General features: G+C 45.6%; 17 protein-coding genes. 2 read left to right on the forward strand and 15 right to left on the reverse strand.

Annotated elements, in window-relative coordinates; translation table 11 throughout:
* Nucleotides 1-14: 14 nt before the first annotated feature.
* The 13 genes from M1P97_RS07340 to M1P97_RS07400 form a co-directional block, all read right to left on the reverse strand.
* Nucleotides 15-1472, reverse strand: a complete 1458-nt coding sequence (locus M1P97_RS07340; RefSeq protein WP_249388726.1) for a DUF4906 domain-containing protein — start codon at nt 1470-1472, stop codon at nt 15-17.
* A gap of 60 nt (nt 1473-1532) precedes the next feature.
* A complete protein-coding gene (locus M1P97_RS07345) occupies nt 1533-2471 on the reverse strand; it encodes a BF2992 family fimbrillin-A clan protein (protein WP_249388727.1) in 939 nt (312 codons plus the stop codon).
* Nucleotides 2444-2809: a hypothetical protein gene (locus M1P97_RS07350; RefSeq protein ID WP_249388728.1), complete on the reverse strand. Its 366-nt coding sequence runs from the start codon at nt 2807-2809 to the stop codon at nt 2444-2446. The genes M1P97_RS07345 and M1P97_RS07350 overlap by 28 nt, the downstream gene beginning before the upstream one ends.
* Nucleotides 2810-2825: 16 nt before the next feature.
* Nucleotides 2826-3113 carry an HU family DNA-binding protein gene (locus M1P97_RS07355; protein WP_229058439.1) on the reverse strand — a complete coding sequence of 96 codons (288 nt, stop codon included), beginning with the start codon at nt 3111-3113 and terminating at the stop codon, nt 2826-2828.
* Nucleotides 3114-3176: 63 nt separating this feature from the next.
* The gene (locus M1P97_RS07360; protein WP_249388729.1) at nt 3177-4184 is read right to left on the reverse strand and encodes a fimbrillin family protein; all 1008 of its coding nucleotides are present in this window, start codon (nt 4182-4184) and stop codon (nt 3177-3179) included.
* Nucleotides 4185-4197: 13 nt separating this feature from the next.
* Entirely contained in the window at nt 4198-5148 is a 951-nt protein-coding gene (locus M1P97_RS07365; protein ID WP_249388730.1) for a fimbrillin family protein, read from the reverse strand.
* Between the two features lie 50 nt (nt 5149-5198).
* Nucleotides 5199-6083: a fimbrillin family protein gene (locus tag M1P97_RS07370; RefSeq protein WP_249388731.1), complete on the reverse strand. Its 885-nt coding sequence runs from the start codon at nt 6081-6083 to the stop codon at nt 5199-5201.
* A gap of 33 nt (nt 6084-6116) precedes the next feature.
* Entirely contained in the window at nt 6117-7025 is a 909-nt protein-coding gene (locus M1P97_RS07375) for a DUF5119 domain-containing protein (protein WP_249388732.1), read from the reverse strand.
* Nucleotides 7026-7070: 45 nt separating this feature from the next.
* Entirely contained in the window at nt 7071-8492 is a 1422-nt protein-coding gene (locus M1P97_RS07380) for a DUF3575 domain-containing protein (protein ID WP_249388733.1), read from the reverse strand.
* A 442-nt stretch (nt 8493-8934) separates the two neighbouring features.
* The gene (locus M1P97_RS07385) at nt 8935-9288 is read right to left on the reverse strand and encodes a phage integrase SAM-like domain-containing protein (RefSeq protein ID WP_195372188.1); all 354 of its coding nucleotides are present in this window, start codon (nt 9286-9288) and stop codon (nt 8935-8937) included.
* Between the two features lie 89 nt (nt 9289-9377).
* Nucleotides 9378-9548: a hypothetical protein gene (locus M1P97_RS07390; protein WP_249388734.1), complete on the reverse strand. Its 171-nt coding sequence runs from the start codon at nt 9546-9548 to the stop codon at nt 9378-9380.
* A 405-nt stretch (nt 9549-9953) separates the two neighbouring features.
* A complete protein-coding gene (locus tag M1P97_RS07395) occupies nt 9954-10367 on the reverse strand; it encodes a hypothetical protein (protein WP_195372189.1) in 414 nt (137 codons plus the stop codon).
* Between the two features lie 18 nt (nt 10368-10385).
* Entirely contained in the window at nt 10386-11648 is a 1263-nt protein-coding gene (locus M1P97_RS07400; protein WP_195372190.1) for an amidohydrolase family protein, read from the reverse strand.
* A gap of 370 nt (nt 11649-12018) precedes the next feature.
* On the opposite strand from M1P97_RS07400, the gene M1P97_RS07405 reads away from it, so the two are divergent.
* Together M1P97_RS07405 and M1P97_RS07410 are read left to right on the forward strand one after the other, a co-directional pair.
* On the forward strand, nt 12019-12705 hold the full coding sequence (locus M1P97_RS07405) for a response regulator transcription factor (RefSeq protein WP_195372191.1): 687 nt from the start codon (nt 12019-12021) through the stop codon (nt 12703-12705).
* A 17-nt stretch (nt 12706-12722) separates the two neighbouring features.
* Nucleotides 12723-14489: a sensor histidine kinase gene (locus M1P97_RS07410; protein WP_195372192.1), complete on the forward strand. Its 1767-nt coding sequence runs from the start codon at nt 12723-12725 to the stop codon at nt 14487-14489.
* On the opposite strand, the gene M1P97_RS07415 is transcribed toward M1P97_RS07410, so the two are convergent.
* Both M1P97_RS07415 and M1P97_RS07420 read right to left on the reverse strand, forming a co-directional pair.
* On the reverse strand, nt 14473-15240 hold the full coding sequence (locus tag M1P97_RS07415; protein ID WP_195372193.1) for a LytR/AlgR family response regulator transcription factor: 768 nt from the start codon (nt 15238-15240) through the stop codon (nt 14473-14475). The genes M1P97_RS07410 and M1P97_RS07415 overlap by 17 nt on opposite strands.
* The gene (locus tag M1P97_RS07420) at nt 15237-16274 is read right to left on the reverse strand and encodes a sensor histidine kinase (protein ID WP_195372194.1); all 1038 of its coding nucleotides are present in this window, start codon (nt 16272-16274) and stop codon (nt 15237-15239) included. The genes M1P97_RS07415 and M1P97_RS07420 overlap by 4 nt, the downstream gene beginning before the upstream one ends.
* Between the last annotated feature and the right edge of the window lies 1 nt (nt 16275).

A 16275-nucleotide genomic window follows, 5' to 3' on the forward strand; every position in this document is an offset into this window, starting at 1 on the left:
TTGTCAAGCGTCAATTAGGAACCTGCCTGGGTAAGCTCAAAAGGTTGGGGAGTATTATCGATAGAAAGGTTGACCGTTTCGGTTCTGTCCTCTGCTTTCGGATTGGCTGTGGCAGCCTGTAAAGTCACAAGAACAGGGCCTTCATAGGTAATGGTGGAACCGGCGTCAGCGTTAGTACCGCCCACCAGAGCGGATAGCCAGACGGGTAAATACATATTCCAGGGTATACCCGGGCGGGCAGGAATCTGGACGGCTTTCACGCTGCCCTTTTCTGCCGCCATCTTGCCAGGGTCGACTTCGACAGGGGGAATTTCTCCGATCGTGATGCGGTCGTCGGAGGCATCCAGACCGACCAGAGTAACCTTCATCTGGTAGTGGGCATTACGCACTATATCGTAATTATTCATATTGGCACCCGGGAAAAAGCGAATAACGACATTGCTGTAGGTAACACCGTCCTGCACGGCACTGCCTCGCAGTTCGATGCAGGTGGCGTTGGTTACACCGGTACCGACCTTCTGCATCTCGGAAGTGACGGCGTTGGAACCAGTGACTGTTCCGGCCATATTTTCGGGCAGATACCAGTAAAAGGTTTTACTCGTAGGATTGGGATTCTTATCGGTATAATGGGTATAAGACATGCCTGCGACTGTTAATTGTGTCGTGGGAGCTTCCACCTGAGACAAGGCCGGAGCATTCCTTAAGGACACGGAGTCAAGCGTAAACGAGAAACCGGAGCTGCTGACCGCATAAGTAAAAGATATTTTAGCGATGAGTCGTTTTAGCTGCACGGTGATGTTATTTACACCGCCGGAAGGTATGGCTCCGTTCCACTGTCCCATCATCATACAGAGGTTGTTGTTTGGTAAGCCTGCGTCTGTAGAACCATAAGGCAAGGTGCGTGTTTTCAAAGTCGCTTCATCGGCGACTACGCCCAGGTCACTGGTATTTGCCACGAAGTATACATGGCTGGTCTGACCGGCGGTGTTTACTTTCAACTTTATATTAACTGTATTACCGGACAGCCTAGAAAAATACTGGCTGAACAGGCGCTGGCCTGTGGCTGCATCGTATTGACCGACCCACAGGCTGGATAATTGGTTTTCCTGCACCTCGGTTAAAGGGTTGGTAGACTTTGTCCGTATCGAATCTGGGATATTAGGGGCTGCGGTGTCTATCGCCAGGCTGTCTGACTCGATCGTGCCCTCGGCAGTGAAGGTGATACTGCGTGTTTTAGTTGTCTGATTGGCCAGTACTTGCAGGTTGAAGGATGTTTCTACCTCCTGCCCGGCAGAGGGACGGAGGCCGTCTACTACCTCGGTTTCGGTGCAACCGACGATTAGGAGGAAAAGGAGAAGAAGATAAAAATGATTGAAGGGCGGGCATTTACACGCCCCCTGCCCCCTCTCGAGAGGAGAAAAGATACTCCGGACACCGGTAAGTGATCGGTTTCTTGTTATTGATTGTTTCATCGTATATTGTATTTCATTTATTATATCAGACTGCTCAAGATAGAGTAGTTATTGAATTGATTAATTGATTTTCTTAATCCCCGACACACCTGACATAGTAGCTACCCGTTGTGGTGTTGTAGCCTTTGAAATTGCCATTGTCGAAGTACTGTCCGCAACGTGTGCTACTATTGCCACCGTTCTCACAGGCGAACTAAGTCCAACCTGTTCATCCGTCCACGACATCTCATCCCACTGTGCGACCGTTATCGTTGTACCTGTCCCCGCATTGATATCGGGATCGGGACGGGAACCATCGGGGCCACCCACGCCTGTATCTGTAAAAGAAACCGCAGTCCAGTTCAGTATCGTCAGCAGCAGGCTGCTGGTGTTATCTTTTACGTCGAGGGTGAAGATATAGCGTTTGCCGGGGTCGAAGGTGATCTGTTTGTCGATGGTGGCACTCAGGGTTGCCGTTTCATCGTCACGAACCACTGTCAGGGAAACATCGAACGCGGTATTGTTTTTGGGAAGGACAACACCTTTGGCTTTGTTCCGTCCGTCAGGATGCAGGCCGCTTACAGGCTCGAAGTCTGCGGCGGAGAAAGTAACCTCAGAAGCCGTACCTGCGTTGCCGCCCGTTAGAGGAATACCGGTACTTTCGCCTGCTATCAGGCTGGCACCGGAAGTAGATATTTTTTTCAGGATCAGGGAAGTGCCATACAATTGGTCGAAAGGAAGGGCATTGTCGGGTGAAGGGGCGACATTAAAAACAACTAAGACACATTTTCGGGCGAAGGTATTCAGCGCAACGACGTTAGAGGTTGCCGAGACTTCGACATTACGCTGAAAAGAGGCCATTACGTCCTCTTTATGAGGGATATTAGTTATTTGATATTTGCTGCCTGAACCCTGTTGCAGGGGGCGTGCCGGGGATACGGCATAGAAATCGTAGGTGCCGCCGCGGACGGAAAGGCCGGAAGCCGCGCCGTCTATCTTTTTGCCATCGTTATCGACCATGCAGGGCGAGAGGGAACCGTCTGCCTGCACTTCGTAGGTTGCTTCATACGTGGTGCCGAAGTGTCGAACGAAGCCGGCTGTATCGCGCCGTCCGCCCCTTTGCGGAGATAATAGGCGGCGATCCGGACAGTAGCCCTCACCGGAAGTCGCTCCGGGACGAGCCCGTCACCGGCACGTGAAACAGGAACAGGCCTGCCCAGGTCGGGTCGGGTAAAACTCAGTGTCACCGGACGGGCGTCTGCCGAACCGGCATCTATAACTGGCTCCGCCGTACATCCGCACAACAGATAAAACGAGACTGTTCCCAATAGATATATCCTTATTCGATACCCTGCCATTTTCTTACTTGTTAGTTTATTTCTGACTATTGTATAATGCATTCATATCTGCCGGCATATAAGTATCCCGTGCGTTCAACGCTTCCAGCAAATACTTACCGGCTTTGAATCTTACACTGGTTCGGGCCGGGATTATGCAGGGAACTCCCGTACGCGGATTGCGACCCAGACGTTCCGTCTGCTTCCACAGTTCGAATTTCCCGAATCCCTGAAGCCCCACAGGCTCTTCCGCTTTCAAGGTATCTTCCAATACTTCCAGAAAGCTGTTGAGAAACCGACCGGACTCACTCCGGTTGATTCTCATTTTTTAACGCTAATGCATTTATTAAATCAGTCTTGTTCATGATCTGTTATTTTATGGTGGATATTATTGCATGGGAATATTAGGGTTCGTAATAGCCGCGTCTTCCCAAGGCGTTACGCCGACCCGGGCCACTTCTATACCGATACCATCGGTAAAAAAAAGAGAGAGGATATGTCTGCTACCGGCTTGAAGACCTCCTTCGACAGAGACAGAGACACGAAAGGTCGTTTCCGTTTCTACACCCTTTCCGTCCTTCGTAGTCGTTATGTTCAGCCACAACGCATTAACCGGGGTACCCAGGTTGCCTGCCACACCTGCTACGGGTAACAGGATATACCCCGTTGCTTTATCTTCGCCAGGCAGCGGATCATCCTGACTTACCTGCAACAGAGGCAACGGATAGGCAATGTCTTGCACCGGCAATGTGCCTGCCGGGCTACCGGCTGCAACACGCAACTTCACCTCCCCGGATACTGACGTCCAGTCCATTTCCTGCTGCAAAGGGATATCCGCGGCTTCAATCTCTACGATCTTACCCCATTTACCGGACTCGTCGCTGTAGCAGACAAAAGAGAGCCAGGTCAGCAGGTGACAAAAAGTACATGGGACGGATGCCTGATCGGACGAGGCCTTGAAGTATCCTGTAGCCATCACATCCGTTTGTCCGTCGATGGTAAAGGTAACTTTGCCCGCAGCGAGGTCTGGCACAGCCTTTCCACCATCAGTCGGATAGTAGCCGTGAAGGTAGACGCTACCGCTTGCCGGATAGGTCTGCGTCTCCATGAACACGATCGGACGGCTACCGACCCCGCCGCTACGCACGGCAGAATGTACTCCCCAAGAACCTGTCACATCTGGTAACCCGGGAGTGAGCACGTCCCGGCGGGCAAAGCAGACTTTCAGATCCTCATTATAGCCGGAACCGATCACCGCACGGGTAGACAGACCGATCGCCCCCTCCAGGCGCACGGCTGTCGCACGAACGGGTTGCGGCTCCCGGCCGCTATCGTCCGAACAGGCCGTAAAGCCCAGGAGGGAAACGAAGATCACTATCACTATTTTATTCTTCATTTACTGCTAGTGATTAGTTGGGAGTTACTACCCCACTACTTGCATTACCCGGATTCCAAGGGGCGATTTCAGCTGTAGCTGAAGCCGATATCTCTCCGTCGACTGTAAAGATGAGCGTAATGAGGTGAGAGACACCTGCCTTCACGCCTCCTTGGATGTTACTGATTGTGATTTGTTTACTCAACGAAGTATTGCTATGACTTCCATTCACTTCCAATGTGATCGGAGCAGACACGGAACCCAGGTCGGCAACCGGACAAAGCATCGTATAACCTATTACAGGATCCTGCGCATCCGGATTTGTCGGTATTGTCGGACAGTTATAGACATTCAGGTCAACCGTAGGTGTACTGTTGACCTTCAAACTGGCTCCCGTGGACTTATTCAACAATACCTCCAATGTGGAAGGAACTCCTTTCACTTTGATACTGATATTCTTCCAGGCTGCGATCGCCGCTGCAGAACCGACACACTGGAACTGCAACTGACCAAGCAGACGCTGGAAAGTACAATTCTGAATCGGAGCGGTTTTGGAACCCGTCAAGACCTCTGTTGCCATAATGTCCATATCACCGTTGATCGTATAAGGCACTGTAACTTTATCCTGATCGCTCGAGGTAGCCACTGTTGCACGCGGATAATAACCCAGAAGGGTCGTAGAGGTTGTTTCGTTGTATACCTGTGACGTTTCGAAAGCAACTGCTGTCTTACCGCTACCGCCTACACGTACAGCCTTAATACCTTCGCCGGCCCAGGAACTGGCATTCGCTTCAATACGTGCAAACGCCACGGGAAGATCTTGCTCGTAACCCTGATTGATAACTGCACGGGTTGTCTGTCCGATACCCGCACTTAATTTGATCTCATTTACACCCGCCCCGTTTACCGGTTCTTCATTGTTTGAGCAACTGCTCAGGATCAAGGTAGCCAGAAGGCCTACCGCTAAAAACTTGTTTGTTCTCATTTTTACTAGTGTTTAATTTATAAATATAATAACAAAATGAATACTAAGATTTATATCACTCCGAAACCGCTACTGCCCGGTATCCACTCGGCGATACCCGCTGACAACTGGCTGGAACTTCCGGCACGGATCATCACAGAAATAAAATAAGAGGTCCCCGCTACCGGAGTATTCCCTCCCTCATGGAAGGTGACGGGTAGAGATTCCAACCGTGTCGACCGGCCATCGAGATCTTTCAGAACAGCAGTCAGGTAGACGTCTACCCCGGGCTGTATCAATACTGCGTCGGGAAGTTTGGTCCACCCTCCTGTAAGCGGGGTAAGTTCGACCGGCACCTTGAAGTCGCCTTTCTCTCCCGAAAAAGAAAGGCTGTTATCATCGAGCGACAAGGAAACTTCACGCTGCATGCGGGTTACATAAAGACCTTCCAGCTTCCAGCCTCTCTCCAGCGCTTCTTCATCGCCACGGACCTCGAAGCGAAGCTGCGACAGCAAATGTGTAAAACGAAACTCTTTATGCTTTTGCTGGAGCACATCCGTCAGGCAGCCGCTTTGCTCGCCGCTGGCTATCAGGTCTTGTGTCCCGTCGATCAGGTAGCCGACTTTTCCATTGTCAAACGATTTCCCTTCCGGAGCGAAGCCGCGCAGGTAGACCCGGCTGTTATCTTCGGGGTAATACTTCGGCTCGTCAAACAGGACACTGCCGTTCGGATCGACCGTTGCTTTCCATTTCTCCGTATAGTTTCCCGATGTCGTTCCTTTGGCAAAAAAGAGTTGTCCCCGCGTACCGGTACCCGACAGGCTACCCGGAGCGATATGGAGTTCCAGGTCACCCTTCCCCATATAGTCGGAAGGGGAACTGTCCGAACAACCGGTAGCTGTGCAAAACAGTAAAGCGAGCATGGCTAAGAGTTTGTATGTCGTTTTCAAATTCATCTGTTTACATTATTATATATGTATACTTATATATCATATTCCATTATCGGTCACACCCGACTCGCCCGTCCCCTCATTCCAGTCCTCCAGGCTGACCGAGAGACCGGTCACCTCGTCATAGGCAACAACCAGGTCGAGGATCACACGCGACGATGTCTTTTGGCGGAACACATCGCCTACCTCACGGAGAATACCGATGCTGGTGGTCAGCTCCTTGCCGTCTTCCTTTTTAAGGGCCAGGTAAAGATGGGGAGCTTCGCTGTCCGACAGGCCGAACAGGGTCAGCAGTGCCCTGTATCTTCCCTCCCCGATACACTCCGGCTCAAACGTCATAAAAGCCGGAGTGCCGGACAAGGCGGCGCCCGAAGGGATACATACCCCTTGTGAAACACCGCTCAAGTGGCCGATAAGCCCGGCCAAAGCGATCTCCTCTTTTCCTCCTTTTGTTATCTTGATATACAATTCCAGCGTTCTGACCAGATCGACCGGATACAATGTCTTTATTGATACTTCCTCACCCGCCACCGGCAGCGTCTCACTGCCACAGCCCAGCAGGTTTTTCGGACCGGTAAGGAACGAAGAGGATGATTTAGATTTCAGTACCGATACGTGCTTTACCATACCGTTAACCTTTTCATAGCCGTTATCCGTTTCCAACAGGATATTATACGGATCGGAGTTGCAGACCATCACACGATAGGTGCCCGAAGGGAGTGTCCCTTCAAAACCATTTGCCCCTGCCCGGCGGATAAGAGGAATGCCGGAACCCTCGCGGTAGAAATAATAGTCCATACGCGATGGATGTCGGGCTCCCTGCCAGTCGAGGCTCAGGCGCACTTTTCCGTTCTTTACCCAGTCTTCATCCGGTGTACCGTATGTACAGGAAGAAAAGATTAAAAGACACGCCATACATGCTGTTGCTATGATTGTCCTTGCGTTCATTTGTTGTGTGTGTATTTATCTGTTCATATCTGCTATTCCTCTCTTTCAGCGCATCCGGAAACGGTAGGAGACGTTCAACTCCAGACCCAACATAAAGCCGGTCGATGAAAAATTCGTCTCCAGGTAATTCATATCTTCCAGCTTGTCGTAGCGGTATTTCTTACCACCGGATACCGATCGGTAACCGGCCTGCAGGTTCGCACCGGCGGAGAAGCCGGCACCCAACGACAACAGGTAGCCCACCGAAGCACCCGCCGACCAGAAACGGCCCGTACGTCCGTAAAGCGTTTCCTTATCCGGGTCGATCGCACTGCCCCGTACGTCGAAGTCGCCATAGCCGGCAAAAAAGCCTGCGTTAAATCCGGTGAACTCACCCGGAAGGAACCATATACGCGATTCGAGAGCAATCTTTGAAAGGGCCCATCTGTCGCGTGATTTATCTTTATAAGCAAAGTCGGAATAAAGGCCGCCGAGCGCAATCGACCAGCGCTCGGCAAAAAAGCACTCCACCTTCATGTTCGGCATGAAGGAACCGGTCTGTATCTTCGTATCTACTACACCCAGACCGATGGATGGAGCCACCGTAAACCAAGGTAACAAGTTCGTCTGCAAAAAAAAGTAGACGGGAGATAACGGAGCTTTTGTAATAGCAGGGACAGGGGTAGCAGGAATGGGGGTAGATTGCTCGGGTTGTACCCTTTTTTCATCTTTTTCACGTTGTACCAGATGTAGTGTCTCTCTGGTCGTTATCGTTGTGGCTTCGTAAACCGGGGCTTCCTCTCCCCTGCCATCTTTCACCGGCTCATCCACCACAGAGGCCAGACGGTAGTCTTGTAACTCGGAACGGTCGAACAACAGGTCGTTGATACGATAGACCTCACGATCGAACCCTTTCAATTCGCCACGACGGTAAAGGTCTGCATAAGGGATTTCGCCATATTTCTTCAATTGTATCTTTATTGCTTCCGGATAGCGGCTCTCGCTAAACCAGATAGCCGTGTTAGCAAACCACGGCAGGGGCCCATAAACCAGGTAGACGTGTACGCCGTCACGATAATTGCCGCTACGGTCGATATAAAAGGCGATATTTTCATGGGGAATATCCAGCCGTGTTTTTATATAGGCACGGACGCGATTCGCACGAAGCGAAGCCTCGTTGATCACATCCGGATCTGTATTATTATAAGGGCCCACATGAGAGATAATTAACAAATGATAACGACCTGACAAAACCTGCTCGCAACGCACACGCAACACCTGCCCGAGTCGTTCCAACTGGTAAACATTGTCGCCATAATCGGCCAGAAACATGTCATTATTTTCTTTAAAAGAGAACAATAACGACTCAGCTTTAATGTATGTAGCAGTCTGAGCATGAATCCCTAAAGAGAAAAACAGGAACAGACAAAACAGAATTATCATCATCACTTTATTACTAATACTTTTTTGTTCTTTCATTTTATCCATCCGATTACTAAGTTTATAATTCAAGCCATCTCCGAAATAGTGCCCTTATTTATGAAATAAGGGAGGTGGCAATAAAAAGGCACTTCGTAAGAGAATGAAATTGCCTCCCGGAAGGGTTTATCTGTAGAGGACTGGGATTTTTTTAGAGAGATTTTAGGGAAAACAAGAGGATATAGTTATTGTTTTTTCCAAATGAACTTTAAAGGGATGACAGTTCCGGCCTCCTTTATGCCTGTGTTCAATTAACTTCAGTTTACAGGGAAATAAAGCAAGCAAATATGTAAAAAGTATTTAAAAAGATGCTTATTTTTAATAAACAGCCCTATGCGGTTTGTTTTTTTAAGATAAATCTATCTATATTTGCACAGTTTCCTGTCACAAATAACTCTTCGGAGGGCTCGTAAAGCCTTATATTTGAAATAAAGGAAGCACCTCCCTTATTTCATAAATCAGGAATCGCCCGCTTACGGCTCTTTTCGCGTCTCAGCCGAAGACCGGCAAAAGGTGACACCTGGGGCTTCTTCTTCCAGCCGAGACAGGCACGGTTATACATCGCACGCAGGTTACTCATGTAACTGTTCACGCTATTTACCCGTAGCTCTTTACTTCGCAGCCACTTGATAAAACCATATACTACTTCCGGAGTCATATCGGCGAGAGAGAACTCCCTTCCCCGATTGTAGTTGTTAAAATGATTACGGACGGCTCGGTACAAATCGGCCGTACTTTCATCGCCCGAGGAACGTTTCTCTTGTTCCTGCAAGCACATGTGTCTAAGAAAATCTTTGTGTTTCATTATTTCCTCTTTTTTAAGAAGGACAAAGGTACAACAATCCGGACACACCGTGTTTTTACTTTCTAAATGTCAGGATTTTGCCCTTTTCTTTAACAAGCAAACCGACGATTTATTGGTTTCCGGATAAAAGAAGGGGTTTCGGGAACGTTTTCAAGAGGATCGTCCAGAATCACCTGGATGATTTTCGGATTCTTCCTTATATTTTCCGAAAAACATCCGATCGATTTGATCGAGCTATGCGGATAAATTTTTGAGATCATCCGGATGATTTTTTTTACAGAAGGAAAATGGACGGAAAAAAGGCACAAACAGCCCTTTAAGAGTAAAGAAAAAGCGCTTTTTTTCTTCTGGAAGGGGTAAAAACAGAGTCACATTCAAAAGAACAAAATGTCTGTCTATCCTGCTATTCGCCAACAGACAAAGAGAACTCCATTCGTATGGTCGTTGATTTTCACGAAAAAAGCGACAAAGAAAATTGACGAACCCAAGCAATATGTAAATCCTTAACTTCTCCAGAATAGAATATCAGAAATGAAATCCCTATAACCTATCATACAGGCGATAGATTACCTAGGTAAAATGACATTTTGTTACACAGTTCCAGATCTCGGACAAATGTTAAATCGAAAAAGGGAGGGTAGAAATTCTACCCTCCCTCTTTGAAATTAATAATTGTAATCCAAACGAGCCTTCAAGGTCGTATTGGGTTTATTACAATGTACATCCACCGTTATTTTAGTAGAATGCCAGAAACTAGTTTTCAATTTACAAGAGACAGATTGACCGGTAGAGACATTATACCATTCACCGCCACCTCCATCACTTGAGTGAACCACAAGATTAAACATAGCTCCGGAAGGTTCCAATATAGTTGCAGTAGCAGAAATCGTTACTCCCCAACCTCTTTTACTAATTTCATAATGACCGTTTCCATTTCCGTCCAGTCTCAGTTCAAACGGAATAGTACCACCACCATTTACTGCTTGTTCAACAGTGGCTTCACTTACACTATTTTCTGCCAATTGATTTTCCAGAGACTTTTGAATCTGTGAAAAAATTACATCAAAATTCTTTTCCATTGTAATAAATTTAATTTGTTAATAAATAGAATTATTTAAGAATGTTATTGGATTCACTTCTGTAATCGTTTTCAATTCATCTGGATCGAACAAATCACTAAAATTATCCCAATAACATTTCATATCGTCGATAAATAATATATTCAGGTAATAATCACTACCATATAGGAAACGGGATTTTACTGTTTCGGGAGCATCCTGATAATAACGATGCATCATCTCTAATTCACTTTTTACGGATATACAGGATAAATCGGTATACAGATTGGGATAAATATCCATCATTCGCCGAATACAATCCGTCCACTCCGTCTGCTTACCTGCATCCTGAGCACCAAAATGAGCCAGATTTAATTTCAAGGCAGGATATTGTTGCAAAAGTTGTTCCCATATTTTCGGATGATTAAGTATTCTTACCCGCTCTTCAACCCGCTTCATATCGATAAGGCCGTTATGTTCGAACTTATATATTCCTTTCTTCTCTACAACTTTCCCGTTTTCATAAATAGCCCCTCTTACATCTATCGAAGGAGCAAATGAGGCAAAACCACTCGCCGAACAATGTGCAGTAATTGGAATTTGATAAGATTGACAATATTCATAAAGAGGCAACAACCGTTCATCCGATGGAGAATATCCATTAGGTGTATACAACTTAATACCAGAAAACAAACCTCCATTCAAACGTAAACGTGATATAATTTTATTAATTCCAAGCTGCTTTTCCGGATTATCAAACAATTCCTTACGACGGGGATCAATGGCAAAGAAGGGGTATATACGATCCGGATATTTCATTACCAGATCACACAATTGCTGTTCTTGTTTTGCAAAATGATCATATGCTTGTAATTCTTGCATATCTTCCTTATTCAGCAATTCCGATAATTCACGAAAATCGTCCAATGAATCTTGATTTTCTAACAAAAGCAATCGAACTTCTTCCAGCACTTGTTGTCTGGATTGGATTATATTACAATCATTACCAACCCCAGAGACTATCATACATCCTTCCAAATCAAACATCAACGGACAAAAAGCAAATCCTGATTCATCCTTTTCTAACGATTGGTATATTTTTTCAACAGGTAGCATACCTGTCTTAAAGAAATGAAGAGCTCGCTTGAGTGGAGAAATCACAGAGTTTAGACCCTGGTTATCTCTTTGTCCCCTTAACTTCAAAAGCATTCCTAACTCAATTAATAAACGAAGGGATAATATCTCTTTGTTAAAAAAGTGGCAATGGACATCTATCGGACCAAGTTGTTTTAAAGGTTTCATAAGCTATTTAATTATTAGATTTAACTTATTCGTAAATCACATTGCAAATAAACACTAAATACCAATACAATCAAAAGATACAATGAGTTTTAAAGTGACAACAGACGCGTTGTCATATGACAATAATAGATGTCACCTGATAACAGTACACCATCTATCGGATTTGAGTTTATGAGAAAAAATCATAATCGCTCAAAACCCTTCTGAACAAGTGCCTCCAGTAAATTACGTTTGAAACAAATCTCCATCTTAACAGAAATGTAACATCTATTTCATTCATCCGAAACAACAATAGCGTTCCTTTGCGGGAAAATAATTAAATTTGTAAACAATGAAATGAGTTTTTCATTTCAATTAAATAGAAAAGACTATGGACATGCCCCGAATTCTTGTTGTGGACGACGAAGAGGACTTGTGCGAAATCCTCAAATTCAATCTGGAAATAGAAGGATATGAAGTAGATACCGCTTTCAGTGCGGAAGAAGCACTCAAAAAAGACCTATCCGTATATCAGCTACTACTGCTCGATGTGATGATGGGAGAAATCTCCGGATTCAAAATGGCAAGCATCTTACGAAAAGATGAAAATACAGCCAATGTTCCAATCATCTTCTTGACAGCGAAAGATACGGAAAACGATATGCTGACCGGTTTTAACCTGGGAGCAGACGACTATATTTCAAAACCGTTTTCTATCCGCCAGGTTGTCGCACGTGTTAAAGCGGTGTTGCGTAGAACAGCAGAGAAAGATAAAACTACGGCCAACGAGTTGCTCGAATACGAGACACTGGCCCTCGATACCAAACGTATCAAAGCATCCGTTGACGGGAAAGAAATCCCTCTGACCAAAAAGGAGTTTGAAATATTAAAACTGTTACTGGAAAACAGAGGGAATGTATTTTCACGCGAAGAGATCCTGTCACGCATCTGGAAAGATGAAGTATATGTATTGGACCGTACCATCGATGTAAACATCACCCGGCTACGGAAAAAGATCGGCCCTTACGGAAAGAATATCGTGACCCGCCTAGGCTTCGGTTATTGTTTTGAATGCTAATACCCGTTATTTGAATTATGGTAAAAGTAGATAATATGAAGAGCAGAATACCGTTCAGCCAACGGTTGTTCTGGTCTATTTTCGTGATGTTTTTGGGATTCACCGTCTGTTTCCTGTTATTTCAGTATCAACGGGAACGTGAATTCTCGCAGGAGAAGTTGAATAATGTATTAAGCAACTACAATTACCAGCTATTCCGGCGTACACAGCAGGTTGCCGATATGGATAAAAACGTAAAACAATTCATAGAAGATATTCCGCAGAAGGACCTGCGTGTGACGATTATCAACCCCGAAGGGAAAGTTTTATTTGACAACAGCGGAACTGAAGAGTTCAACAACCATAACGACCGCAGCGAAGTACGTAAAGCCCGTCTATATAATGAAGGGTTTGCTATCCGCACATCCGGCTCAAACGGAAGAAGATACTTTTATTCGGCCAGCAATATAGGCGGCTATATTTATCGCTCTGCATTGCCTTACGACCCGTATGTGCAAAATGCACTGTCGACCGATAAGGACTTCATCTATTTCATGATACTGATGACCCTGATCTTCTTCTTCGTACTCTCCCGCTTTACTTTTAGCATCGGCCGTACGATATCCAAACTTCGGGACTTTGCCTTGAATATAGAAAAAGACAGAATACCGGAAACCGATTACATGTTCCCGAATGATGAACTGGGCGATATATCCAGAAATATCATCACGCTATACCACCGTCAGCAAAAAGCAAAAGATGAGCTTTCCATGGAACGGGAGAAGCTGATTAAACATTTTCAGTACGCAAAAGAAGGATTTGCCATGTTCACGGCAGAAGGGAAAGAGATCCTTTCAAATATTCTTTTCATCCAGTTCTCAAACGTGCTTTCCGACAGCCAGATCCGTCAGGCAGAAGAAGTGATAGACATTCAGGAGTTAGAACCTATCAAAACATTCCTGAGCAAAAATATCCCCAATACAAACCGTAAGCGGAAAGTATTACGCGAATCTGCCACAATCGATAAAAATGGCAAGATATTCCTGATCGAATGTATCCTGTTCCTGGATAACAGTTATGAAATATCGATCAACGATATATCCCGTCAGGAGGAAGAAAGCAGGATGAAACGCCAGCTTACACAAAATGTAGCCCATGAGCTGAAAACCCCTGTCAGCAGTATACAGGGATATCTCGAAACCATCATCAGTAATCCGGAATTGGCTGACGATAAACGGCAGTTTTTCCTTGAGCGCTGTTACTCACAAAGTACCCGCCTGACCGGATTATTGCGTGATATATCCGTATTGAACCGCTTGGATGAGGCCTCAGACCTGTTCGACTTGGCTGACACTAATATTTCAAAACTGATCAGTGAAATACAAAAGGAATGTTCGAAAGAGATGGAAGAGAAACAGATCACTTCCGAAATCATCCTGCCGGGTGATCCGACCATTCATGGTAATTACTCGTTACTGTATTCCATCTTCCGTAACTTATATGATAATGCGATTGCGTATGCAGGAGAAGGATGCAAGATCACGATAAACTGTTATAAAGAAGATCCTAAATTCTATTATTTCAGCTTTGCCGACAACGGTACCGGCATTCCGGAAGAGCATATCAATCGTATTTTTGAGCGCTTCTACCGTGTAGACAAAGGACGAAGCCGCAAAGTAGGTGGAACAGGTCTGGGATTATCGATCGTGAAGAATGGTGTCAACTTCCACAAGGGCCAGATTTCAGCGAAAAGTAGTCCGGGGAAAGGAGTCACTTTCTTCTTCACGCTTAAAAAGAAGTTGTAAACCATTCCTTAAATTCGGAAACACGCACTTTACTGACCAGTATCTTTTCTTCCACCGGAACCTTCAGATTGACTGATAAGCGTCCGTTGAACCAAAGATCGATATCCAAGACTGCTTTCCGGGATATAAGATACTGGCGGTTTATGCGAAAAAACAAGTCCGGGTTGAGATAATCCGATAATTCATCCAAAGTCTGTGTAAAAGTATATTCCTTACCGCCTGTCACAACTGCTTTCACATTCCCTTCATGGATATAGAAGAATAAGATCATATCAACGGACAGAGGAAGAAGCTTATCTCCCTTCACAGGAACGAGAAAATGCGTTTTATACTTATCCTGCCGTTTTAATATATTGATAAGGTTACTATAATCCGGCTCTTTTACAACGGGATCCGATTTTAATTGTTTCAGTTTCCCTATCGACTTCCGGATATCACTTTGCCCGATAGGCTTCAACAAATAATCAATACTGTTTACTTTGAAAGCACGTAAGGCATATTCATCATAAGCTGTTGTGAAAATAACCGGACATGTTATGTCTACATGTTCAAATATTTCGAAAGAAGAGCCGTCGGCCAGGTGAATATCCAGAAATATCAATTCCGGCATTCGGTTGTCACTGAACCAATCCAGGCTCTCGGCTATACTATCGAGCACGGCTATAACCTCTATATCAGGCGCTTCCTCTGCAAGCAAAGCCTTCAGGTTACGAACCGCCGCTTTTTCGTCTTCAATAATCAATGCTTTCATATCAATGGAATAGTTACAAGAAAGGTATTATTATCTTTACGCACTTCGATCTCTTCCTTAAATAATAAGTGATAACGTTTTGCCAGGTTCGACAAACCGATACGCATGCCACCGCTGGCCGTGAGCTTGGGTTGAACCGGATTACTGACCGTAAGCTGCTTTCCCTCCGTATAAATCCGGATAATCAGCGGATGACGATTACTGATCTCATTATGTTTAACCGCATTCTCTATCAGCAACTGAACGGACATAGGCGGAAGTTGATAAAGACCGGCCTCTTCGGCTATGCGGATATTAAAAGACAGATTTTCTTCATAGCGCATTTTCAACAGGAACATATAAGCATGTACAAACTCCATCTCCTCTTGCAAAGTAACACTCTGGCACTCATTCTCCTGCAACGTATAACGAAGCACACGGGAAAGCTCCTGCAGATAATCCTGTGCCTTGTCCGGCATCTCACGGATCAACGACCGCAATGTATTCAACGAATTGAACAGCATATGAGGATTCAGTTGATTCTTTAATGCCTCATATTGATTGATCAGGTTCTCCGTCCGCAGTTGCTGGTTCTCTATCGAAACCTGCTGGCTTTTACGGATCAGGTGGATCATATAACAACTCCCTGTCACTATGCAGGTAATGATAAAGTCGCGCAACGGATGCAGGTAATGGTGCACCATCGCATCGATGGCCGGAATATCGAAATGGTGATGGAGATAAACAAAGCCCTGCCCCAACAGGTTGCTCATCGTCCAGGTCATGACAAAGGAGAGTATCATTTTCCCCCACGTAATACGCGCCGTCGGCCGGTTAAAACCGAATAACAACGTATTAAGAGCAAACAGGATAAGCAACGAGACAAATGTAAAAAAAATTTCATTGGCAACATCAGCTATCCGCATTCCCGGAAAGAGATTATCCTGTCCGGAATGGTCGAAGAGGGAGATCAGTTCGGGAAAATGAGTCAGGAACGCTATCACCACCGAGATGACAACGACCGCCAATACATATTTGTCTATATTTATCTTCATT

It is taken from the genome of Parabacteroides leei (genome assembly GCF_023369805.1).
GTDB classification, from domain to species: Bacteria; Bacteroidota; Bacteroidia; order Bacteroidales; family Tannerellaceae; genus Parabacteroides; species Parabacteroides leei.